23 protein-coding genes are annotated in these 22763 nt (G+C 69.7%); 11 read left to right on the forward strand and 12 right to left on the reverse strand.

All coding sequences use genetic code 11. The annotated features are described in order from the left end of the window. Positions 1 to 9 precede the first annotated feature (9 nt). From GTO19_RS02650 to GTO19_RS02665, 4 genes are read left to right on the forward strand one after another with little or no spacing between them, the layout of a single operon-like run. Entirely contained in the window at positions 10 to 1611 is a 1602-nt protein-coding gene (locus GTO19_RS02650) for an RNA polymerase factor sigma-54 (RefSeq protein ID WP_291018183.1), read from the forward strand. Beyond that, entirely contained in the window at positions 1608 to 2888 is a 1281-nt protein-coding gene (locus GTO19_RS02655) for a THUMP domain-containing protein (RefSeq protein WP_291018186.1), read from the forward strand. The genes GTO19_RS02650 and GTO19_RS02655 overlap by 4 nt, the downstream gene beginning before the upstream one ends. 2 nt (positions 2889 to 2890) lie before the next feature. Then, positions 2891 to 3316: a putative toxin-antitoxin system toxin component, PIN family gene (locus GTO19_RS02660; RefSeq protein WP_291018189.1), complete on the forward strand. Its 426-nt coding sequence runs from the start codon at positions 2891 to 2893 to the stop codon at positions 3314 to 3316. Then, complete coding sequence (locus tag GTO19_RS02665; RefSeq protein ID WP_291018192.1) at positions 3313 to 4200, forward strand: hypothetical protein; 888 nt, start codon at positions 3313 to 3315, stop codon at positions 4198 to 4200. The genes GTO19_RS02660 and GTO19_RS02665 overlap by 4 nt, the downstream gene beginning before the upstream one ends. A gap of 9 nt (positions 4201 to 4209) precedes the next feature. Here the strand turns inward: GTO19_RS02665 and GTO19_RS02670 are convergent, their stop codons facing one another. Further along, positions 4210 to 5835 (reverse strand): FMN-binding glutamate synthase family protein, encoded by a 1626-nt coding sequence (locus tag GTO19_RS02670; protein ID WP_291018195.1) that lies wholly within the window; start codon positions 5833 to 5835, stop codon positions 4210 to 4212. A 158-nt stretch (positions 5836 to 5993) separates the two neighbouring features. On the opposite strand from GTO19_RS02670, the gene GTO19_RS02675 reads away from it, so the two are divergent. Then, positions 5994 to 6197, forward strand: a complete 204-nt coding sequence (locus GTO19_RS02675) for a hypothetical protein (RefSeq protein WP_291018198.1) — start codon at positions 5994 to 5996, stop codon at positions 6195 to 6197. Between the two features lie 76 nt (positions 6198 to 6273). Continuing rightward, on the forward strand, positions 6274 to 7065 hold the full coding sequence (locus GTO19_RS02680) for a UPF0149 family protein (RefSeq protein WP_291018201.1): 792 nt from the start codon (positions 6274 to 6276) through the stop codon (positions 7063 to 7065). Between the two features lie 33 nt (positions 7066 to 7098). On the opposite strand, the gene GTO19_RS02685 is transcribed toward GTO19_RS02680, so the two are convergent. The 3 genes from GTO19_RS02685 to GTO19_RS02695 all read right to left on the reverse strand — a co-directional run bounded on the left by GTO19_RS02685 (position 7099) and on the right by GTO19_RS02695 (position 9155). Next, on the reverse strand, positions 7099 to 7761 hold the full coding sequence (locus GTO19_RS02685) for a glutathione S-transferase (RefSeq protein WP_291018204.1): 663 nt from the start codon (positions 7759 to 7761) through the stop codon (positions 7099 to 7101). 22 nt (positions 7762 to 7783) lie between these two features. Next, positions 7784 to 8200 (reverse strand): DUF3597 domain-containing protein, encoded by a 417-nt coding sequence (locus GTO19_RS02690; protein ID WP_291018207.1) that lies wholly within the window; start codon positions 8198 to 8200, stop codon positions 7784 to 7786. A 64-nt stretch (positions 8201 to 8264) separates the two neighbouring features. Beyond that, positions 8265 to 9155, reverse strand: coding sequence for a LysR family transcriptional regulator (locus GTO19_RS02695; protein WP_291018209.1), 891 nt, complete (start codon positions 9153 to 9155; stop codon positions 8265 to 8267). A gap of 91 nt (positions 9156 to 9246) precedes the next feature. Between GTO19_RS02695 and GTO19_RS02700 the strand changes: the two genes are divergently transcribed. Next, a complete protein-coding gene (locus tag GTO19_RS02700; protein ID WP_291018212.1) occupies positions 9247 to 10404 on the forward strand; it encodes a twin-arginine translocation pathway signal protein in 1158 nt (385 codons plus the stop codon). A 1-nt stretch (position 10405) separates the two neighbouring features. Here GTO19_RS02700 and GTO19_RS02705 read toward each other — a convergent pair whose 3' ends face one another. The 6 genes from GTO19_RS02705 to apaG are packed head-to-tail and all read right to left on the reverse strand — an operon-like array spanning position 10406 to position 15971. Next, a complete protein-coding gene (locus GTO19_RS02705) occupies positions 10406 to 11548 on the reverse strand; it encodes a DNA alkylation repair protein (protein WP_291018214.1) in 1143 nt (380 codons plus the stop codon). Positions 11549 to 11557: 9 nt separating this feature from the next. Next, positions 11558 to 12034 carry a CinA family protein gene (locus tag GTO19_RS02710; protein WP_291018217.1) on the reverse strand — a complete coding sequence of 159 codons (477 nt, stop codon included), beginning with the start codon at positions 12032 to 12034 and terminating at the stop codon, positions 11558 to 11560. Positions 12035 to 12036: 2 nt separating this feature from the next. Next, positions 12037 to 12543, reverse strand: a complete 507-nt coding sequence (locus GTO19_RS02715) for a phosphatidylglycerophosphatase A (protein ID WP_291018220.1) — start codon at positions 12541 to 12543, stop codon at positions 12037 to 12039. Positions 12544 to 12590: 47 nt separating this feature from the next. Beyond that, a complete protein-coding gene (gene thiL, locus GTO19_RS02720) occupies positions 12591 to 13556 on the reverse strand; it encodes a thiamine-phosphate kinase (RefSeq protein WP_291018222.1) in 966 nt (321 codons plus the stop codon). After that, on the reverse strand, positions 13549 to 15549 hold the full coding sequence (locus GTO19_RS02725) for a site-specific recombinase (RefSeq protein ID WP_291018225.1): 2001 nt from the start codon (positions 15547 to 15549) through the stop codon (positions 13549 to 13551). The genes thiL and GTO19_RS02725 overlap by 8 nt, the downstream gene beginning before the upstream one ends. Before the next feature lie 20 nt (positions 15550 to 15569). Continuing rightward, complete coding sequence (gene apaG / locus GTO19_RS02730; protein ID WP_291018226.1) at positions 15570 to 15971, reverse strand: Co2+/Mg2+ efflux protein ApaG; 402 nt, start codon at positions 15969 to 15971, stop codon at positions 15570 to 15572. Between the two features lie 84 nt (positions 15972 to 16055). Here apaG and rpe point away from each other — a divergent pair, with 84 nt between their 5' ends. Continuing rightward, the gene (rpe, locus tag GTO19_RS02735) at positions 16056 to 16733 is read left to right on the forward strand and encodes a ribulose-phosphate 3-epimerase (protein ID WP_291018275.1); all 678 of its coding nucleotides are present in this window, start codon (positions 16056 to 16058) and stop codon (positions 16731 to 16733) included. Then, entirely contained in the window at positions 16733 to 17404 is a 672-nt protein-coding gene (gene gph / locus GTO19_RS02740) for a phosphoglycolate phosphatase (RefSeq protein WP_291018229.1), read from the forward strand. Before rpe ends, gph begins: the two co-directional genes overlap by 1 nt. Here gph and GTO19_RS02745 read toward each other — a convergent pair. Beyond that, entirely contained in the window at positions 17398 to 18519 is a 1122-nt protein-coding gene (locus GTO19_RS02745; protein ID WP_291018232.1) for an ABC transporter substrate-binding protein, read from the reverse strand. The genes gph and GTO19_RS02745 overlap by 7 nt on opposite strands. Before the next feature lie 106 nt (positions 18520 to 18625). Next, entirely contained in the window at positions 18626 to 19234 is a 609-nt protein-coding gene (locus GTO19_RS02750) for a chalcone isomerase family protein (protein WP_291018235.1), read from the reverse strand. A gap of 395 nt (positions 19235 to 19629) precedes the next feature. On the opposite strand from GTO19_RS02750, the gene trpE reads away from it, so the two are divergent. Both trpE and GTO19_RS02760 read left to right on the forward strand, forming a co-directional pair. Next, the gene (trpE, locus tag GTO19_RS02755) at positions 19630 to 21129 is read left to right on the forward strand and encodes an anthranilate synthase component I (RefSeq protein ID WP_291018238.1); all 1500 of its coding nucleotides are present in this window, start codon (positions 19630 to 19632) and stop codon (positions 21127 to 21129) included. Between the two features lie 191 nt (positions 21130 to 21320). Next, a complete protein-coding gene (locus GTO19_RS02760; protein WP_003060765.1) occupies positions 21321 to 22601 on the forward strand; it encodes an integrase arm-type DNA-binding domain-containing protein in 1281 nt (426 codons plus the stop codon). Positions 22602 to 22763: the final 162 nt, after the last annotated feature.

Raw genomic sequence — 22763 nt, forward strand, 5'->3', positions numbered from 1 at the left:
TGGTCCGCGATGAAACAGAGCCTTTCCCTTCGCGTTTCGCAGCACCTGGCGCTGACGCCCCAGTTGCAGCAGTCGATCCGCCTGCTGCAGCTTTCCACGCTGGAGATGGCGCAGGAGGTCGAGCAGATGCTCGACGAAAACCCCTTTCTGGAGCGGGCCGACGACGGGTTGGAGCGGGAGGAGTTCGGCCTGGCCGCCACCGACGCGCCGGTGAACGCGGGTGAACAGATCGCCGACGCGGCCGCGCCGACCACGAGCACCGCCACCGATGTCTCCGACGGTGGTGACGGTGAAGGCGTCGAAGCGACCCTGGACGGCGCCTCGCCCATGGAGGAAAGCTGGGACGGCGACGGCACCGTGGAGGTGGCGCCCGACGACAGTGAATGGGGCGGCGACGCCCCACCGCGCAGCCAGGGCTCGGGCGATGACGACGACACAGCGAGTGCGGCCGATCTGGCGCGTGCGCTGGTGTCCCTGCAGGACCACCTGCACGAACAGGCGCGCTGCCTGCGCCTGTCCGACGAAGACGCCGCCGCGCTGCTCTTCCTGATCGAATCGCTCGACGACGACGGCTACCTGAGCGACCCGCTGCCCGAACTCGCGCTCGCGCTGCTGCGCCTGCGGGGCGACGACGGCAGCGACGCCGATTCCCCCGAAGCCATCGAACGCCGCGAGGCCTGCGAGCAACTGCTGCGCACGAACCTGCAGCTGCTGCAGCACATGGACCCGCCTGGCGTGGGCGCGCGCGATCTCGCCGAGTGCCTCAAGCTGCAGATCCTGGAGCTGCGCAACACGCCCGAGGCGCGCGCGGCGCTGGCCATCTGCGCGCAACCGCTCGAGCTCATCGCCAAGCGCGACATCCGCAAGCTCGTGCATCTGTGCCGCACCGACGAAGACACCGTGCGCGGCGCGCTCGCGCTCATCGCGCGGCTCGAGCCCAAGCCGGGCCGCCGCTTCGTCGACGTCGAGCGCAACGTCGTTGTGCCCGACGTCATCGTCACGCGCGCCGGGCGCGGCTTCAAGGTCATCCTCAACCCCGACGTGATGCCCCGCCTGCGCGTGCACGACGTCTACGCCAACGCCCTGCGCCAGAACCGCGGCGGGCGCGACGGTGGCGAGGGCGGACACGCCGCCATGCAGCAGCGCCTGCAGGAGGCGCGCTGGTTCATCAAGAACATCCAGCAGCGCTTCGACACCATCCTGCGCGTCTCCAGCGCCATCGTCGAGCGCCAACGCAACTTCTTCATGCACGGCGAACTGGCCATGCGCCCGCTGGTGCTGCGCGAGATCGCCGACGAACTGGGCCTGCACGAATCCACCATCAGCCGCGTGACCACCGCCAAGTACATGGCCACGCCCTTCGGCACCTACGAGCTCAAGTACTTCTTCGGTTCCTCGCTCGGCACCGAAACCGGCGGCAACGCCTCCAGCACGGCGGTGCGCGCGCTGCTCAAGCAGTTCATCGCCGCCGAGGCACCGGCCAAGCCGCTGTCCGACAACCAGCTCTCCGACCTGCTCAAGGAGCAGGGCATCGAGTGCGCGCGCCGCACCGTGGCCAAATACCGCGAGGCCATGCGCATCGCGCCGGCGAACCTGCGAAAGTCCCTTTGAACCAGCTCCAGCTTTTCCTCCCCTGCGCCGCCGGCGTGGAGGACTTCCTCGCCGCCGAGGTGCAGCGCATCACCGGCGTCGAGGCCATGCAGCGCTCGCGTGGTGGTGTCTCGCTGGAGGCCTCGTGGCGCGATGCGCTGCGCCTGAACCTGCACAGCCGGCTCGCGCAGCGCGTGCTGGTGCGCCTGTGGCACGGGCCGTACCGCGCCGAGCAGGACCTTTACACCGCAGCCGCCGAGGTGGCCTGGGAGATCTGGTTCACGCCGAAGCAGACCATCAAGGTCGAGTTGACCGCGCAGCACAGCCCGCTCAAAAGCCTGAACTTCGCCGCGCTGCGCATCAAGGACGCGGTGTGCGACCGCTTCCGCGACAAGCGTGGCGAGCGCCCCAGCGTGGACACGCAGCGGCCCGACGTGCGCCTGTTCGGTCACCTCACGGCCGAGACGCTCACGCTCTACATCGACACCACGGGCGAGCCGCTGTTCAAACGCGGCTGGCGCGAGGACAAGGGCGACGCGCCCCTGAAGGAAACCCTGGCCGCCGCCATGATCGTGGCCACCGGCTGGGACACGCAGGCGCGCGAGGCCGCCACGCTGGCCGAAGTGCCGCCCCTGGTCGACCCCTGCTGCGGCAGCGGCACCGTGCCCATCGAGGCCGCGCAGATCGCGCTCAACATCGCGCCGGGTGGCCAGCGCCGTTTCGGTTTCGAGAAGCTGCTGCCCTTTCAGCCGCACGTGTGGCAGGCCCTGCGCGATGAAGCGCGTGCGGCCGAAAGGCCCTGGCCCGAGGGACAGGCGCCGATCGTCTTCGGCAGCGACGTGGCCTTCCGCATGGTCGACTTCGCCCAGCGCAACGCCGAGCGCGCGCGCGTGGCCCAGGCCATCGAGCTGCGCGGCGGCGACGCGCTGCAGCGACTGCCGCCCAGCCCGCGCGCGGGGGTGCTGCTGCTCAACCCGCCGTATGGTGAGCGCATCGCGGCGGCGGGCGTGGCCGGCCGCAACGCGGCCGAGCGCGCGAGCGTGCGCGGCCGGGAACAGGCCCGCGACGAAGACGGCCAAGCCGCCGACGCCTTCTTCGAGCGCTTGGCCGCGCACTGGAAATCGCACTACGCCGGCTGGAGCGCCTGGCTGCTCACGCCCGACCTGAAGCTGCCCGGGCGCATGCGCTTCAAGGAGTCGCGCCGCGTGCCGCTGTGGAACGGGCCCATCGAGTGCCGTCTGTTCCGCTTCGACCTGACCGCGCGCGCCCCGCGCCCGGCGAACCCCGAGAAGGCCTGAGGATGGACCAGGTCGTCATCGACACCAACGTCGTGCTCGACCTGTTCGTTTTCGACGACCCTGCCGTGGCGCCGCTGCGCGCGGCGCTGGCGCATGGACGCGTCACCTGGATCGCGACGGCGGCGATGCGTGACGAGTTGCGGCGCGTGCTGGACTACCCGCACCTCGCGCGCCGACTTGACGACGCCGGGAGCGATGCCGTGCTGGCCGCCTTCGATCGCCATGTCCGCCGCCTTGAACCGGCCGACAAGTCGCCCTTCACCTGTCGCGACCCGGACGACCAGCGTTTCATCGACCTCGCCGTGGCCCACGGCGCGGCCCTGCTGAGCAAGGACACGCAGGTGCTGGCGCTGGCGCGCCGCCTCGCACGGGTCGGTGTGCAGGTGACCCGTTCGTGGGCGCCGCAGGCCGAGAGGGCGGGCGCATGAACGCCTGGCGCGCCGCGGGCCTGGCGGGCCTGTTGACTGCCCTGCCACCCGCCTGGGCCGACGACGAGCCGCGCTGCGGCCCCATCGGCCCGGCCGGCCAGCAGCGCTGCGCCATGCCCGACGGTTCCACCCTTCAGCGCGCAATGAGCGCCGATGGACGCCGTGCCATGGCCTTGTTGCGCCGCTGGAGCGACGGCAGCCTGGCCGAGCTGCGCTGCGCCCCGACCAGCCTGCTGCCCGAGGACCGCGAGCCCTGTGGCCATGGCGGCGAACTCGCCGAGGTCACGCTCTACGGCGAACCCGGCAAACCGCTGGGCACCCTGAGCCACCGGCGCGGTGTGCTGATGCGCCAGGTCATCGTGAATCCTCAGGGTGGGGTGGTGCGCAGCGAGGAGTTCGTCGACAACACCCTCGCGCCCGACCGCCGCATCAAGCGCGTCTACTACCCCTCGGGCCGCCTGCGTCACGAGATCGACCTGGTCGAGCCCCCACCCGAGCAGTACCACGGCCGCGAGGGCGTGGGGCGCGAGTTCGCCGAGTCGGGCCAGGTCACGCAGGAGGTGGAGTGGGTCGGCGGGCGCGAGCGGCGCATCCGCCAGTGGCACCTCAATGGCCAGCTCAAGCTGGAGCAGACCATCCGCCACCTGGGCCGCGACGAGTTGCGCGAGACGCGCAGCTTCTACGAGGACGGCACCGAAGCCGCCCTCAACCGCGAGCGCAACGGCCGCCTGTTCGGCTGGCAGCAGTACCACGCGCCTGGCGGCGCCATGCAGCGCGAAGAGGAATACGGAGAGCGTGGCGTGCTGCTGCGCCGCAAGCTCTACGACCCGCGCGGCCGCCTGCTGCGCGACGAGCGCGTGAACGAGGACCCGTCGCGCAGTTGAGGCGCGGCCTCAGACCTGCTGAGAGAAGCTGTCGGCGCTCGCTCGCCGCCACCACGTGGTGAACACGGCGTGCTCGCCTTCGGCGTCGTTGTCCAGCAGCGCGCCCGGCGAGGTGGTGGGCAGCAGGTTGGCCAGCAGGCGCACCTCGTTGTCGTTCACACGGCGCACCATGTGCTGCGCGCTGATCTCGCCGGGGTGTTGCAGGCCGGCAGCCTGCACCAGCTCCTTCAGCGCCTTCAGTGTGTTCTGGTGGTAGCGCCAGACGCGCTCGGCCTTGTCGGGCACCACCAGCGCCTGCTGGCGCAGCGGGTCCTGCGCCGTCACACCCGTGGGGCACTGGCCGGTGTGGCAGTGCTGGGCCTGGATGCAGCCCAGCGCGAACATGAAGCCGCGCGCGCTGTTGCACCAGTCGGCGCCGATGGCGATGGCGCGCGCGATATCGAAGGCGCTCACCACCTTGCCCGCGCAGCCGATGCGGATGCGGTCGCGCAGGTTCACGCCCACCAGCGTGTTGTGCACCAGGCGCAGGCCTTCCTGCAGCGGCGCGCCCACGTGGTCGGTGAACTCCAGCGGCGCTGCGCCGGTGCCACCCTCGGCGCCATCGACCACGATGAAGTCGGGCGTGATGCCGCTCTTCTGCATGGCCTTGACCATGGCGAACCATTCCCATGGGTGGCCGATGCAGAGCTTGAAGCCGACCGGCTTGCCGCCCGAGAGCGAGCGCAGCTTGGCGATGAATTCCATCAGCTCCATCGGCGTGGAGAACGCGCTGTGCGCCGCGGGCGAGATGCAGTCCACCGCCTCGGGCACACCGCGTGCGGCCGCGATCTCGGCCGTGACCTTGGCGCCCGGCAGCACCCCGCCATGGCCGGGCTTGGCGCCCTGGCTCAGCTTGATCTCGATCATCTTCACTTGCGGGTCGAGCGCGTTGGCGGCGAACCTCTCCGCGCTGAACGCACCGTCGTCGTCGCGGCAGCCGAAGTAGCCCGAACCGATCTCCCAGATCAAATCGCCGCCGTGCAGGCGGTGCCAGGCCGAGATCGAGCCTTCGCCCGTGTCGTGCGCGAAGCCGCCGCGCTGCGCGCCCGCGTTGAGCGCCTGGATCGCGTTGGCCGACAGCGCGCCGAAGCTCATGGCCGAGATGTTGAACACGCTGGCCTCGTAGGGCTGCGCGCAGTCGGGGCCGCCGATGCGCACGCGAAAGTCGTGCGAGGGCAGGCTGGTCGGCGCGATCGAGTGGTTGATCCACTCGTGCCCGTTGCTCAGCATGTCGACCTGGCTGCCGAAGGGGCGCTTGTCGGTCTCGCCCTTGGCGCGTGCGTAGACCAGGCTGCGCTGGGCGCGCGAGAAGGGTTGCGCCTCGGTGTCGCTCTCGATGAAGTACTGGCGCATCTCGGGCCGGATGTACTCCAGCATGAAGCGCAGGTGGCCGATCACCGGGTAGTTGCGCAGGATCGAGCTGCGCGTCTGGCGCAGGTCCCACAGGCCCAGCAGCGTGAGCGCACCGAACAGCAGGAACCAGACGCCGCCGACGCCGAACGCCACCAAGGTGAACAGGCTCAGCAGCGCGATGAAGGCGCACAGGCCGAGCGCGGTGTAGCGCACCGGGTAGATGGCGTTGAGTCGGTCAAGCATGGGCGTTCGTCGTCTGGTCGGGGGCAAAAAATCCTGCATGCGCATTATTGGGGCGTGTTTTGAACAAGCGAACAATGGCTTGAATTCAGACACCACCGCGCGCGCCGGGCAGGCGACGCGCAGCCGGTTTTCCAGGGCCTGCCGCGAAGGAGATCGCCATGTTTCCCATCCTGATGGACGAGCCCGATGCCATGACCGTGAAACCCGGCGTCTGGCAAAGCCTGCAGAACGCCTGGCGCAGCGTGTACGAAGCGCCGGCACCGGCCACGCACCAGTCACCGGTCGAACAGGCCCCAAGTCCGAGCGCGCTGGCCTCGCTGGCCATGGGCCCGGCTGCGCCCTCGGGGCACACGCGCCACTGAAACCCGGCAAGCCGCACCCGGGCCGCGCGATGGGCGGCACTACACTGTCGGGCCCATTCCCGAGCGCCGCCCGCCGATGACCACCGACCCCGATTCCGCCTTGCAGGCCAGTGACTTTGACGAGCTCGACGCCATCCTGGACGAGCTCGCCGCCCTGGGCGGGGATGTGCCTCCGTGGGAATACCTGGACGGTGCCCTGACGGCCCTGGTGTGCACGCGCCGGCCCGTGCCGCCGGCCGAGTGGTTGCCCGTGCTGCTGGGCACCGGTCCGCTGCCCACGGTGCCGCACGCCGACGGGGTGCATTTCCCGAACACCGCCCGCTACGAGCGTTTCATGGCGCTGTGGGCCCGCCGCGAGGCCGAGGTGCGCCAGGCACTGGGCACCGAGGTGGGCACGCTCGACGACGAACGCGCCTACCACCCCGAAGTGGTCGATCTGCGCGGTGCCGTGGCCGCCATGCCCGAGGGCGAGCGCCCCGCGGGCGACGAGCCGCTGCCTTCGTACGCGCAGGCCTGGGCCGAGGGCTTCTTCGACGTGGTGGAGCAATGGGCCGAGGAGTGGGTGCCGCCGCGCGACAAGGAAACCGCGCGCTGGATCGCCGAGGCGCTGGAGACCATCGGCGCGCTCACGGACGACGACCGCGGCGTGCCGACGCAGAACCTGCACGACGAAGAGGCCGCGCCCAGCGTGAGCGACGCGCGGCTCGACCAGTTCTACGGCGCGGTCTGGGCCGTGTACGAGCTGTACCGCATCTGGACCGCGCTGGGCCCGCGCGCCGAGCCGCTGCGCCAGGCCGCCACGCCCGGGCGCAACGACCCCTGCTGGTGCGGCAGCGGCAAGAAGTTCAAGAAGTGCCACGGCGCCTGAGGGCGCCTGGGGAGCGTTCGAGGCCGCCGGGCTTCAGCCGAGGATCTCGAACGGCCCGCCCTTGTCGATCGCGCGGCGGTAGGCGGGGCGGTCGTGGATGCGGCGCAGCCAGTCCATCAGGCGCGGGCGCTTCGCATCAAGCCCGCCCCGAGCCACGGCCGCTTCCACCGGAAAGCTCATCTGAACGTCGGCGGCGCTGAAGGACTGCCCGGCGAACCACGGGCCGCTGGCCAGCTCGGCTTCGAGGAAGTCCAGGTGCTGCGTCAGGTTGGGCGTGATGAAGCGGCGCTTGACCTTGGCCGAGATGGCTTTCGCCACAGGCCGGACGATCAGTGGCGCCTTCTCCACCTGGTCGAACACCAGTTTCAGCAGCAGCGGCGGCATCAGCGAGCCTTCGGCGTAGTGCATCCAGTAGCGGTAGCGCAGGAACTCGGGTGAGGCGGGGTCGGGCCGCAACTGCGGGCCGTGGCGCTCCACCAGGGTTTCCAGGATGGCGCCGGATTCGGCCAGCACCAGCGCGCCATCGGTGACCACGGGCGATTTGCCCAGCGGGTGCACGCGCTTGAGCTCCGGCGGCGCGAGCATGGTCCGGCGGTCGCGTTCGTAGCGCACGATCTCGTAGGGCAGGCCCAGCTCTTCCAGGAGCCAGAGCACGCGCTGCGAGCGCGAGTGGTTGAGGTGGTGGACGCGAATCATGCGGGCAGTCGAAACCGCTCGTTCAGTCCAGCAACTCCTTGGGCACGTTGCCCCCATTGGCCGCGATGTGGCCGAGCACGTTCTTGTGCAGCCATACGTTCATCTTGGCCGAGTCGTTCATGTACTCGTCGGGGCAGTAGAGCTCCTTGGCCAGTTCCTTGCGCGCCTGCAGGCTGCTGTCCATGTCGAGCAGCTTGAGCAGGTCGACGATGGAGGTTTTCCAGTTGAGCTTTTGCGGGTTGGCGGCGGCGCGCTTTTCCAGTTGCGCGACCACGTCCACCATGGCGATGGGGTTGACCACGGCCGGCGCGGGTGCCGTGGTGGCCGGTGCCGGGCTGGGTGCGGCCATGGGCGCCGGCGCTGGCGCCGAGGCGGTCGGCGTGGCCGCATTGGCGGTGGACAGGCCCAGCTTGTCGAGGATGGTCGTGAAGAACCCCATGGCGATCTCCTGAAGTCGTTGCTTGGCCGGCCAGTATAGGAGTGGGGGATGACGCCTGGGGCATTCAACCCAGCGCGCCGGGCAGGGATGCCGCGAGCCCGTCCCACACCGCGCGCACGCGCGGGTTGCTTCGGATCTCGCGGTGCACCGCCAGCCACATGGGCAGCGGCGGGATCGGCAGCCCCGGCAACAGGGGCACCAGCTCGGCGTGCTGGCGCGCCGCGTAGCGCGCAAGGAAGCCGATGCCGGCGCCCGCGCGCACCAGCGCCTCGTGCGCGATGAGGTCGTCGGTGCGCAGCGCGAAGTGTTCGCGCGTGACCGCATGCCCCAGCGCCGCGAAGCCACGCACGATGTCGGTCTGGCGGTCGTTGCCGATCAGCTCGTGCTGCAGCAGGTCGGTGGGCTGACGCGGCGTGCCGCGGCGGCGCAGGTAGTCGCGGTGGGCGTAGGCGCCGATGGCCACCTGGCCCACCCGCCGGCTCACCAGCGAACCCTGGTCCGGGGGCACCATGCGGATGGCGATGTCGGCGTCGCGCTGCAGCAGGTTGCTCACCGCGTTGCTCACCACCAGTTCGATCTGCACGTCGGGCAGGGCCGCGCGCAGCTGCACGAGCAGCGGGGGCAGCAGCGTGCAGGCCACGGGCTGGCTGGCGCTCAGGCGCACGGCACCCTGCAGGCCGTGCTGCGCGCCGCTGGCGCGTCGCGCGAGCTGGGCGGCGGCGGCGGCCATGCCGCGCGCCGATTCGGCCAGCCGCAGGGCGTCGGGCGTGGGAATCAGGCCGCGCCCGGTCCGCTCGAACAGCGTCAGGCCGAGCTGAGCCTCCAGCTCGGCGATGTGCCGGCCCACGGTGGGCTGGTGCAGGCCAAGGGCGCGCGCAGCGCCCATGAGACTGCCCTGGTCGAGCGCGGCCAGGAACGAGCGGATCAGCGACCAGTTGAAGCCTGGGTCATTCATTTCTGCATGGCTGGTGTTTGATGTTCGTCAATTGTTGTTGAGGGCCGGGCTTTCGACAATGGCGCCATCCACCAGCCACCAGGAGCCCACCATGCACCGCCGTTCCCTTCTTCGTCTTGCCGGTGGCGGCGCCATCGCAGCGGCCACCGCGGGCCTGCCGGGCTGCAGCAGCGCGCTGCCCGATGAAGCGATCGCGGCCTGGAAGGGCCCGGGCGAAGAGACCGATCCGCGCCGCTGGGCCCTGTCGTTCGCGCTGCTCGCGCCGCATTCGCACAACCTGCAGAGCTGGTTGGTGGACCTGTCGGTGCCTGAAGAGATCACGCTCTTCATCGACCGCACACGCCTGCTGCCCGAGACCGATCCGTTCTCGCGCCAGATGCTCATGAGCCAGGGCAGCTTCATCGAACTGCTCGATCAGGCCGCGCGGCAGAAAGGCCTGCGCGCTCAGATCGACCTGTTTCCCGAGGGCGCGTTCGGCCCGGCCTCGGTGGATGCGCGGCCCACCGCGCGCATCCGCCTGGTGCCCGACGCCAGCGTGAGACCCGACCCCTTGTTCGCCCAGGTGCTGCACCGCCGCACCAACCGTGAGGCTTACGACGCCCGCGTGCCCGGGGCCACGGAGCGGGAGGCCATCGCGCACAGCGCCTCGGCCTACCCGTTCCGCACGGGCTTCGTCACAGCCGACGAGGCGGACGCCATCGCGCACCAGCGGCGCATTGCCAAGGAAGCCTGGCGCATCGAGCTCACCACGCCACGCACCGTGCTCGAATCGTTCAAGGTGCTGCGCGTGGGCCCACGCGAGATCGCCCAGCACCGCGACGGCCTGTCGGTCAACGACCCGCTGGTGCGCGTGGTCACCGCGCTGGGGCTGTTCGACCGCAGCGTCGCGCCCGCGCCGGGCGACCGCGCGGTCCAGGGGCAGATCGACGACTTCAACGCGAAGATCGACACCACGCCGGCCTTCTACTGGCTGGTGACCGAGGGCAATGACCGGGTGACGCAGGTGAACGCCGGGCGGGCCTGGGTGCGGGCGCAGCTCGCGGCCACGGCGCAGGGGCTGTCGATGCAGCCCATCTCGCAGGCCTTGCAGGAGTACCCGGAGATGGGTGCGCTGTACCGCGAGGTCCACGAGCGCCTGCAGGCCAGCGCGCCGCGCTTCACCGTGCAGATGTGGGCGCGCCTGGGTCACGCGCCAGCGGTGCAGCCGGCGCCCCGGCGCGGGCTGGCGGCGCACATCCTCAGGGCCTGATTCAGGCCAGCAGATCGAACGCGGTCTCGGCCACCGCCACGCCGTTGACGAGCAGCTCCACGCGGTGGCGACCGGGGTAGAGGCGGCGCGTCGTCACCTCGCGCAACGAATGCGCCTTGCCCAGCGCGCGGGTCTCGCCCGGCGCGAGTTCGAGCTTCCACCCTTTGAACACCTTGGGCGAGGCCGAACCATTGGCCTTGACGTGGTGCACGGCGTAGTCGATCACGAGCGTCTGGGCGGTGCGCGCGCGGGAGCGCAGCGTGGCCTCGAGCCGCAGGATGCCGCCCACCGCCACCTTGGCGGGCGTGAGCTTCAGCGTGGCCTCGCCCTTGAGCCCGTGGGCCAGGCCCCAGGCCGCGAGCGTGGGCGCGTGGCCGGCCTTGATGAGACCGCGGCTGGCGTGGCGCAACAAGGCCTCGCGCGCCGCGCTGGCGCCCACCCGGTGCTCGCGCACCCAGTCGGCCACCAGCGCGGGGTGGTCCTTGGCGATGTCGTTGAGGTGGTTGGCCACGCTGCGGCGCACGTAGGCGCTGCCGTCGTTCTGCAGCGCGCGCAGCAGGGGCAGGGTGGGGGCCGGATCGGCCACCAGGGCCTGCAGGCGCAGGCCCCAGGGCAGGCGCGGGCGGCTGCCCTCGCTCACCAGCCGGCGCACGTGGGCGCTGCCATCACCCGTCCAGCGCTCGAGCAAGGGGAACACCGCCTCGGGCCGCTGCGCGATGAAGGGGCGAATGGCGAACTCGGCCGTGAAGCGCTGCGTGATCTCGCGCAGGCAGAGCAGGGCGCGCTCGGGCTCGCCCAGGCCGGCGCGCGCCACCCACTCGCCCGCGCCCCACAGCGCCCAGCCCGACACGCCCTGCGGCTGTGCCCCTTGCAGGCCCACCGGCTCGCCGTGGGCGTCCAGCGCCAATGGCGGTGCGAGCGCGGCTTCCAGTACGCCGCAGGCGCGGTCGAAGTCGGCGGGCAGCGTGGCCTGCAGCGCGTCGGCCAGGCGGTGCGCGCGGGCCTTGAACTCCAGGCCGTCCTGGCCATCGAGCGCGATGGCCGAGAAGCGATCGGCGTCGAAGCCGCGCCAGGCGCGGCGCAGGTGGCGCGCGGTGTGCGCCACGGTCTCGGGGTTGATGAGCAGCTTGAAGGCGTCGGCCATGCGAGGGGCTTAGGGCAGGCGTTGCAGCAGGCCGGCGAGCGCATGCCGCACGGCCTGGGCGCGCACGGCGGCGCGGTCGCCGTCGAAGCGGCGGTGTTCCGTGGTCACGCCGGCCGGCGTGCTCCAGCCGAACCACACGGTGCCCACGGGCTTGTCGGCGCTGCCCCCCGTGGGACCGGCCACGCCGGTGACGGACAGCGCGCAGTGCGCGGCCGAGTGCGCCACCGCGCCCGCGGCCATGGCGCGCGCCACCGGCTCGCTCACCGCGCCGTGTGCCGCGATGAGCGAGGCGGGTACGCCCAGCGAATCGGTCTTGGCGGCGTTGGAGTAGGTGACGAAGCCGCGCTCGAACCAGTCGCTGGAGCCGCTGAGTTCGGTGCAGGCGGCGGCGATCAGGCCGCCGGTGCAGCTCTCGGCGCTGGCCATCATCCAGTCGCGCGCGCGCAGGCGTGTGGCGAGTTCGGTCACGAGATCGGTGAGGTCCATGTTCAGAAGCGCCACAGCGCGATGACCAGCAGCGTGCACAACGCCGCCGCGAAGTCGTCGAGCAGGATGCCGAAGCCGCCGCGCGGGCCAAAGCCTTTGAAGGTCCGGTCGGCCCAGGCCATGGGGCCCAGCTTCACGGCGTCGAAGAAGCGGAACAGCGCGAAGGCCACCAGCTGGGCCCAGAAGCCGCCGGGTGCGATGAGCCAGAGCACGAGCCAGAAGGCGACGACCTCGTCCCACACGATGTGGCCCGAGTCGGCCACGCCCATGTGCCGCGCCGTGACGGTGCAGGCCCACCAGCCGATCAGCGTGGCCGAGGCAATGAGCAGGCCCCAGGCGGTGGACGTGAGCACGGGATCGAGCACCAGCCAGGCCACCCAGGCCCAGAGCGTGCCCGAGGTGCCCGGCGCCAGCCGCGACAGGCCCGCGCCCGCGCCGAGCGCGATGAAGTGGGCGGGGTGGGCGATGAGGAAGCGCCAGCTGGGGCGGGCGTGAGGCGCGGCGGTCATGGCCGGAATCATAGGCGGCGCGTCCTGCGCATCCTGGCCTCGGGTGCTCAGTTGGCGAAGTGGTCGAAGCCGCGCTCGCTCAGGCGCTGTTCGCGACCCCGGGCGTCGAGGAGCCGCAGGCCGGGCGCGGTGGTGAGTCGCCCGATGCGCGTGACGGCCAGGCCGGCGCGTTCGCCCGCCGTTAGCACGTCGGCATGGGCCGAAACATCCGCCGTGAACAGCAGCTCGTAGTCGTCGCCGCCGGCCAGCAGGCACTCGAGCCGGTGCCGCTCGTCCAGTGCCAGCAACGCGGGCGCCACTGGCAAGGCGGCGGTCTCGATCTCCGCGCCCACGCGGCTGGCCTTGAGGATGTGGCCCAGGTCGCCCAGCAGGCCGTCGCTCACGTCCAGCGCGGCGCGCACGCCGTCGGTGGCGGCCAGGGCCTGGCCAAGCGCCAGGCGCGGCGTGGGGCGGTCCATGCGCGCCTGCACCTCGGCCAGTTCACCGCGTGCCCAGGGCTCGCCGCGCCGCAGCGCCAGGGCCAGTCGCGCCTCGCCGGTGCGTCCGCTGACCCACAGCTCGTCACCCGCGCGTGCGGCGTCGCGGCGCAGGGCGCGGCCGGGCAGCAATTCGCCGAACACTGTGAGGCTGATGGTGAGCGGCCCGCGCGTGGTGTCCCCGCCCACCAAGGGGCAGGCGTGCGCGTCGGCCAGCGCGAACAGGCCGCGCGCGAAGGGCGCAAGCCAGGCCTCGTCGGCCGACGGCAGGGCCAGCGCCAGCGTGAAGCCCAGCGGGCGGGCACCCATGGCGGCCAGGTCGGACAGATTGACGGCGAGCGCCTTGTGGCCCAAAGCCTCGGGATCGGCGCCGGCGAAGAAGTGGCGGCCCTCCACCAGCATGTCGCTGCTGATGGCGAGCTGGTGGCCCGGCGTGGGTTGCAGCAGGGCGCAGTCGTCGCCCACGCCCAATACCACGGCGCTGCCCGCAGGCGCGGCGCGCGTGAAGTGGCGCGCGATCAGTTCGAACTCACCCATGCGCGGAAGGCGCGGTGGCATCGCCGTCGTCGCCGCCGTCGGGACGTGCACGCGGTGGCAGCAGGAAGCTCAGCGGCGCCGCCCGCAGGCGTCGGCGCATGGCCACACGGATGAGCTGGCGGTTGCCGGTGCTGATGGCCTGCGCCCGCAGCGCCAGGCGAAAGGCCAGGTAGAAGCTCACCGTGAGGTTGAGCGGGCCCACCACCAGCACGCCGGCCACGGCCCACCAGAAGGCGGGCTCGCGCAGCACGTCCAGCCCGAGCGCGAAGCCGGCGGCCGTGAGCTGGCCGGCAGAGAGGGTGACGTGGCGCACGTCCAGCCCGAGGCCGAAGAACTGCGCGAACACCGGCACCAGGCCCAGCATGAAGCCCAGCGAAATGTTGGCCGCCAGACCCGAAACGTTGGCGCGCGCGAACGTGGCCCAGCGCGCGGCCCGCTCGCGCCCCAGCACGCGCGTGAAGCGCGGGTTGTGGGTGATGGCCGAGTCGAGCTTGTGGAAGACGAACCAGTTCTCGACCCAGCCCGCGACGATGCTGCTGGCGAACAGCAGCACCCCCGTGAAGGCGGCGAAGAGGGCCGTGGGGCCCAGCAGGTGCAGGCTGTGCAGCACATGCTGCGCCTGCTCGGGGCCGATCATGGCCTCGCCGGTGAGGAACAGCAGCGGCGCGCTGATCAGCAGCACCGTGGGCACCACCATGCCCACGTTGCCCAGGATGGACGCGATCTGCGAGCGGAACAGGTGCGCGACCTCGTCGATGAAGCGGCGCACCGCGCCGGTGGCCTTGATGTCGCGCAGCTTGGCCACCATGGCGGGCGCGGTCACGGCGGGCTGTTTGGTCGCCACCGTCCACTGCAGCAGCATGATGAGCACGAAGCAGGCCGCGTAGTTGAAGCCGGCCGCGAAGCCCCCCCAGAAGGCCGAGAGTCCCAGGCCATAGAGTGCGAACTTGATCCAGGTGGTGAAGCCCAGCACGAAGCCGCCGCCAGCGGCCTTGCCGAGCATTTCCTTGTACTCGGCCGCGTTGCGGGTGATGTAGTGCTCGCCGCTCTCGGCGCTGCGTTCGGCCACCTTGGCGGCGGTAAGGTGTGAGCTGCTGGCGATGAGCGCCCGCACGCTGCGGTTCTCGATGCCGACCTGCACCAGGTCGGCCAGCAGGGCCGCATTGGCGCGGCCCGGCTGATCGGCCAGCAGGCAGTCCAGCAACTGCTTGATGCGCACGATGCGCTCGCGCAGTTGGCGCAGGCGGAACACGATGCCCACCGACACGCCGTGCTCCTCGAGGTGGTGGTAGACGGTGTAGGCGGCGTGGCGGCAGGCGTCGAGCTGCTCACGCAGGCGGTCGGCGGCCTGGTCGGCTTCGGCGCTGCGCGGGCCGTGCACGCGCACCTCGCGTCGCAGCGCCTCGAACACGCCGGGCAGCTCGTGGAAGGGGCGCTCGGCCTGGGCCTCGGCCGACATGCGGATGCGGATCTCGGAGGCGAAGCCGGTGGCGCTGACCTGGCTGGTGCAGAAGGTCAGCGCGTCCATCAGCGACTCGTTCCACACCTGGGTGCCGCGCTCGGGGGTGAGCACGGCCAGCCGCCCGAGCGTGGCGGTGTCCAGCGCCTTGATCCAGCGCACGTCGAAGGGCGAGGGCAGCAGCAGCGAGAAGAGTTCGGCGAGGTCGCGCGTCTCGGGGGTGCCGGGCAGCAGCTTGCGACGCAGGCGGTGGCCCAGCTCGCTCAGGAACGCGGTGCGTGGCGCGAAACCGAAGTCGGCCAGCAAGGGGGTGATGTCCACGCCCGCCACGAAGGCGCGCAGCCAGGCATGCCAGCGCTCGCGCAGCGCGGGGTCGCTCTCCAGCGCGCCGACGAACAGGCGCACGCGGGAGATCGCGCCGGAAACGTCGAGCGCGTCGCCGCGCACCCAGGCCAGGGCGTTGGCGAGCCACAGGTGGCGTTGCGCCAGCGGCGCCTCGGGCGCCATCGAATCGAGGAGCTCTTGCAGGTCCATGCGGGCCCCAGCGGTGAGAGTCAGTGCAGCACGCGCGAGGACGGGCCGTCGCTCGCGCCGCCACCCGCGCGCAGGGCGAACTCGGGCACGGCCGCCTCGAATCGCTCGCCGTCCTCGGCCACGCAGAAGAAGCTGCCGCGCATGGCGCCGGTGGGCGTGCGCAGGCGGGTGCCACTGGTGTACTGGAACGACTCGCCCGGGCGCAGCAGCGGCTGGTGACCCACCACGCCCAGGCCCTTCACCTCCTCGGTGTGGCCATGCGCGTCCTCGATGATCCAGTGCCGCGCGATGAGCTGCGCGGTGGCCTCGCCGTGGTTGGTGATGGTGATGGTGTAGGCGAAGGCGTAGAGCTCTTCCTCGGGCGCGGATTGCTCGCTCAGGTATTGCGGCTCGGCCTCGCAGGTGAAGAGGTACTTGGGCATGGGCGGCATGTTACCCGCGGGCTGCGCCGGTCGGCGTGGCCTGAGACAATGCCGGGCTTCGATCCCCGCCGTCCCATGCATGCCATGACCACCTACCGCATCGCCCCCTCCATCCTCTCCGCCGATTTCGCCCGTCTGGGCGAGGAGGTGCGCAACGTGGTGGCCGCCGGTGCCGACTGGATCCACTTCGACGTGATGGACAACCATTACGTACCCAACCTCACCTTCGGGCCCATGGTGTGCCAGGCGCTCAAGCCGCACGCGAAGACGCCCGATGGCGTGCCGGTGCCCATCGACGTGCACCTGATGGTGCAACCGGTGGACGCGCTGGCCCAGGCCTTCGCCGAGGCGGGCGCCGATCTGATCAGCTTCCACCCCGACGCGAGCACCCACGCCCACCGCAGCGTGCAGGCCATCAAGGCGCGCGGCGTGAAGGCCGGCCTCACCTTCAACCCGGCGGCCTCGCTCGACGTGCTCGACTGGCTGATCGACGACATCGACCTCATCCTCATCATGAGCGTCAACCCCGGCTTCGGCGGCCAGGGCTTCATCGACTCGGCGCTGCGCAAGATCGAGGACGCGCGCCGGCGCATCGAGGCCTGCGGCCGGGACATCCGCCTGGAGGTGGACGGCGGCATCAAGCCCGACAACATCCGCCGCGTGGCGGACGCGGGAGCCGACACCTTCGTGGCCGGCAGTGCGATCTTCGGCAAGCCCGACTACAAGGCCGTGATCGATCAGATGCGCGTCGCGCTGGCGTGATGCTGCGCGGCATCCGTGCGGCCATCGTCGACCTGGATGGCACGATGGTCGATACCCTCGGCGACTTCGACGTCGCGCTCAATGCCACGCTGCGCGAACTCGGTTGCCCCGTCGTGGGCCGCGCCGACATCGAGCGCATGGTGGGCAAGGGCTCGATGCACCTGATCCGGTCCGCGCTGGTGCACGGCGGGCTCGACGGGGCGGGCGCACAGGCGCGGCTGGACGAGGCCTGGGTCAGCTACCAGCGGCATTACGCCGCCACCAACGGCGCGCACAGCGAGGTGTATCCCGGCGTGGTGGAAGGCCTGCAGGCCCTGCGGGACCAAGGTTTGGCGCTGGCCTGCGTCACCAACAAGCCGCTCGGCTTCGCGCGCGAGCTGTTGCGGGCCAAGGGCCTGGCGCCCTACTTCTCGCAGGTGTTCGGCGGCGACAGTTTCGCGCGCAGCAAGCCCGATCCGTTGCCCCTGATCGAGACGTGCAAGGCTCTGGGCAGCGAGCCCTCACGCACGCTGATGGTGGGAGACTCGCTCAACGACGCCCTGGCCGCGCGCGCGGCGGGCTGCCCGGTGGCGCTGGTGACCTACGGCTACAACCACGGCGAGCCGGTGCGCGGCGTGGACGCCGACGCCTATCTGGACCGGCTCGACGAGTTGCCGGCCCGCCTTCAGTAGAGCAGCCGACCCTCGGCGGTGGCCACGCCGATGTCCACCCATTGGCTGCCTTCGTTGCCCTTGCTGAAGTCCACGCGGAAACCACCGAAATCGATCTCTCCCATGCGGTGCAGCGCGTCGGTGAGCCCGGCGGGCGTCAGCGGTCGGGCGCGGCGCGCCGCTTCGGCAAAGATCTGCGCGCTCACATAGCCCTCGAGGTGGAACGGCGTGTAGGTCTTGATCTCGGGGTGCGCGCGCTGCATGGCGGACTTGAAGAGGCGCTGCAGCGGGGTGTTGGAGCCGTTCGGGTTGGGAAAGGTCTGGGCGATGCCCACGCCGCGCGCGCCGCTGCTGGCCAGGGCCTTCAGGGCGGGCGCCGGCAGATAGGACAAGGTGAACAGCTGCTGCGACACGCCGGCGGCGCGCAGCGCGGCCACGCCCTGGCCCATGAACTTGGGCGCACCGATGACCATGGCCGAGTGCGGGTTCTTGGCGGCGATCTGCTGGGCCGCCTTCGCGAGTTCGGCCACGTCCGTGCCTGACTCCGCCCCGATGACCTCCATTCCCGTGCCCTGCGCGGCGGCCTTGGCCGAGGCCAGGCCCGAGGAGCCCATGGGGATGTTCTGGTACAGCACGCCCATGGATTTGATGTTCAGCGCCTGGGCGTGCGACACGATCTTGGCGATCTGCTGGTCATCGCCGGCGCGGATGTGGAACAGGCGCGGGTGGCCGGGCTCGCGCAGCACGGCCGCGCCGGGCACCGCATTGATGACGACCACGTCCGTCTGATCGAGCAGTTTCGTGTCCAGCATCTGCTTGAGCGTGACCGAACCCAGCGGCGACAGCAGCGCCAGCGGCTTGCGCGGCATGGCCTCGGCCAGCCGGGCCTTGAAACCGTCGAAGGAGTAGGCGTCGTCCAGGCGCAGCAGCTCCACCTTGCGGCCCGCGATGCCGCCCTTGCCGTTGATGTCGGCGAAGGCGGCCAGCGCGCCCTCGTGCAATTCCTTGGCGTCCGGCGCGGGCAGCACGGTGAACGGGCCGATGTGGGCGACCACGATGTCGCCGGCTTCCTGTGCGCGGGCCAGCAGCGGGACGGCGCCGATCGCGGCGGCCTGGAGGACTTGTCGACGGAGCATGGTGTGCGGATGCCTTCTGTGACGAGGAAAACCCCGTACCGTACCCAGGATGCCGCCGCCCGTCGCGCGGCGGGGCCGTTTCGGGGGATGGCCGGCGCTCAGCCCGTCATGGGCGGTTGCTGCTGCGGGCTTTGCCCAACAGCGCGTCCTTCAGCTGCCAGTCGGCGGGTTTGGGGCCCAGCCAGATGCGCATGAGCGCGTCGAAGAAGGCGGGTTCCTTGAACGGCTCGCCCTCGACCTGGCCGCGCACCGTCAGCACCGATCCCGTGCCGGGCACCCAATCCACCGTGAAGGTGTCGCCCTTGTTCAGCTTCTTGTAGGCCGCGAAGATCTGGCTCATGCGCAGCACGCCGGGAATCAGCTTGGAAAAGGCCGCGCGGTCCATGTTGTCCTCCATGCCGCGCGAGAACAGCTTGCCGAGTTCGGCTGCGTCGATGTCGCGCAGCATGGTGATGGTGATGCGCTTGGGGCCGCTGTTGCCCAGCACGCCTTCGGTGGTGTCGGCCTTGGCCGTGAGGTACAGCCCCGCCGTGTAGACCTGGAACACGGCCTTGTAGCGCACGCCCGCGCCATTGAGCACCAGCGGGCTGCCCGCCACCGTGACACGCTCCTCCAGCGGCACCCCGGCCACGTCGATGGTGGCGGCCTGGGCCGAGAAGCTGGCGCAGAAAAAAGCGCCGGCCAGGGCCAGCGCACTCAAGGGGTTGTGCCGCATCGTTGCGAGTCCGAAAAGTGAACGATCGTTCGATTTCGGGGATTTTCCCAGCACGGGGGATGCCGGACCAGGGGGTAAGGCACTAGAACGAAAGCTTGGCGGCGTGATCGTCCGCACGCGCCGGGCGGCTTGTCGCGGTGCTTTGATATAGTGCGCGCACCATGTTTCGTCCCTGCACGCTCACCCACGGCTCGCTGCCGCGCCACTTCGGCGGGGGAGCCTGGCCCTGGCGCAAGCCAGCCTGAACGTGCACCTCTCCCCTTGCGGGGACCGGCCTGGCGCCTGAGCGCCGCCCACGCCCGCAACGCCCCCCGGCAGCGCTGCCTGCCGGACCGATGGAACCCCCGGCCGCCTGCATTCACCGCTTCGCACGGCCCCGGACGGATGGAACGAACATGATCACCGAACTGGAATTCAAGAGCCTCACCCAGCAGGGCTACAACCGCATCCCGCTGATGCTGGAGGCCTTCGCCGACCTCGAAACCCCGCTCTCCCTCTACCTCAAACTCGCCCACGGGCGCGGCGATGGCCGCCACAGTTTCCTGCTCGAATCGGTGGTGGGCGGCGAGCGCTTCGGGCGCTACAGCTTCATCGGCCTGCCCGCGCGCACGCTGCTGCGCGCCAGTGGCTTCGGCGCCGAGGCGAAGACCGAGGTGGTGCGCGATGGCGAGGTGGTCGAAACCGCGCACGGCAACCCCTTGGACTTCATCGCCGCCTATCAGCAGCGCTTCAAGGTGGCGCTGCGCCCGGGCCTGCCGCGCTTCTGCGGCGGCCTGGCCGGCTATTTCGGTTACGACGCCGTGCGCTACGTCGAAAAGAAGCTGGAAGCGAGTTGCCCGCCCGACGCCCTGGGCTGTCCCGACATCCTGCTGTTGCAGTGCGAGGAACTCGCGGTCATCGACAACCTCTCGGGCAAGCTCTACCTCATCGTCTACGCCGACCCTGGCCAGCCCGAGGCCTACAGCGCCGCCAAGAAGCGCCTGCGCGAACTGAAGGAGGCACTCAAGTACTCGGTCAGCGCGCCTCAGGTGAAGGCCACGCAAGCCCACCCCGCCGAGCGCGGCTTCGCCAAGGCCGACTACCTGGCGGCCGTGGAACGCGCCAAGGAGCTCATCGCGGCGGGCGACTTCATGCAGGTGCAGGTCGGCCAGCGCATCCAGAAGCGTTACACCGAGTCGCCACTGTCGCTCTACCGCGCGCTGCGCTCGCTCAACCCCTCGCCCTACATGTACTACTACCACTTCGGGGATTTCCATGTGGTGGGCGCGAGTCCCGAGATCCTGGTGCGTCAGGAGCACACCGACGAGGGGCAGAAGATCACCATCCGCCCCTTGGCCGGCACGCGCCCGCGCGGCGCCACCCCCGAGAAGGACAAGGCCACCGAACTTGAACTGGTCAACGACCCGAAGGAACGCGCCGAGCACGTGATGCTGATCGACCTGGCGCGCAACGACATCGGACGCATCGCGAAGATCGGCAGCGTGAAGGTGACCGAGGCGTTCGCCGTGGAGCGCTACAGCCATGTGATGCACATCGTGAGCAACGTCGAAGGCATCCTCAACGAAGGCATGACCAACATGGACGTGCTCAAGGCCACCTTCCCGGCCGGCACGCTCACGGGCGCGCCCAAGGTGCACGCCATGGAACTCATCGACCAGCTCGAACCGGTCAAGCGCGGCATCTACGGCGGCGCATGCGGCTACCTCAGCTACGCGGGGGACATGGACGTGGCCATCGCCATCCGCACGGCCATCGTGAAGGACCAGGTGCTCTACGTGCAGGCCGCGGCCGGCGTGGTGGCGGATTCGGTCCCCGAGATGGAGTGGAGGGAGACGGAACACAAGGCGCGCGCACTGATGCGTGCGGCCGAGCTGGTCGAGGAGGGCCTGGAATGAGCGGCATCAAGGTCCTCATGGTGGATAACTACGATTGAGGTCTACTGGCGTCTATCAACCTCCATGGAACAACTCTAAGTCTATGTTTTTAAAGGGTTGATCGTCCATCGAGCGATTCTGAAAGCTGGACAAATCCAGTGCTCATGTGTGTAATGGAGTGTGTAACGGGCCAAACTGGAGGCGTTATACACATGGCACTCACAGCACTCAATCTTCTCTCGGCGCGCAAAGTGGAAACGGCGCAGCCCAGGCCCAAGGTGTACCAACTCCGGGACGGAGGCAGCCTCTTTTTGCGCGTTCAGCCCAACGGCTCCAAGCTCTGGTGGTACCGCTACCGGCTGGGCGGCGCTGAACAGGTGTACTCAATCGGGGTGTACCCAAAGGTCACGCTGGAGGCAGCCCGTGCGGAACGGGACCGGGCAAAGGCGTTGGTCAAGAAGGGCCTCGACCCCATCGTGGAGAAAAAGGCGGCGATCGCCCTCCAGGCCGACACATACGAACGCACGTTCGAGACCGTTGCTCGGGAGTGGATCGTCAGCAATGCTCACTGGAGCGAGTACTACACCAACCAGGTCACCAGCTACCTTGAGAAGGATGTTTTCCCCCGGATTGGCAAGTTGCCGATCAGCAGCATCAGGGCTCCACATCTGCGCCCCATCATCAAGGATGTGGCGGCTCGTGGCGCGAAGACTGTGGCGATCCTCATCCGCCAGTGGTGTGGGCAAATCTTCAGTTATGCGGCTGCCCAAGGTCTCTGCGAATACGATCCTGCCGCCTTGCTCAAGGGACTGGTCAAGCGCCCTCAGGTCCGCCACAACCCTCCGTTGACATGGGCAGAGATCCCGGACTTTCTCAATCGTGTGGACAACGAAGGGGGTTACCAGACGACAGTCCTCGCCCTCAAGCTGATGGCTTTGACCTACGTGCGCACCGTAGAACTGCGCAAGGCCTCCTGGGAAGAGTTCGACCTGGACAACGCCATGTGGTCGATTCCGTCCGAGCGCATGAAGATGCGACGCCCCCATCTGGTTCCCCTGTCACGGCAGGCGGTGGCCGCTCTTAGGGAACTACATGCTCTAACTGGCGGCGGCAAAGTATTGTTCCCGAGCTACAGAAAGCCGGGACAAGTGATGTCGGCAACGACGCTCAATCAAGCACTCAAGCGCATGGGTTATGGCGGACGGTTTTCGTCCCATGGCTTCCGCTCGACCGCAACGACGATCCTTGGACTGTTGGGATATCCGGAGAAGCGGGTCGATCTTCAACTCGCTCATTCCAAAAAGAGCAAGGACTCATCGCGCGCGCCCTACGATCACACGAAGTTTGTGGAGTCCCGCAAGGTAATCATGCAGGACTGGGCTGACATCCTTGACTCATTGCAGGCAGGGAAACCCGTTGAAGGGGTCACGAAGGCGTTTGGCCCCATGTCGAAGCGTAGAACGGCGCTGCTCCGTGTCATAGAGCGCGAGTGATGTCTGCTGCTTGGCGAGTGGAATGCCTAATGCACGTGTAGCACCTTGAACTGAAGACGCAGAACGAGGACATTGGCACTCGACTAGGTTGGAGCATTCTGGGGTCTCCTCGTTTTCAGTGCAATAAGTGACGGTACGAAAAGCTAGCACTGGCGCGGAGGT

Source organism: Hydrogenophaga sp., assembly GCF_011772445.1.
Classification (GTDB): Bacteria; Pseudomonadota; Gammaproteobacteria; order Burkholderiales; family Burkholderiaceae_C; genus Hydrogenophaga.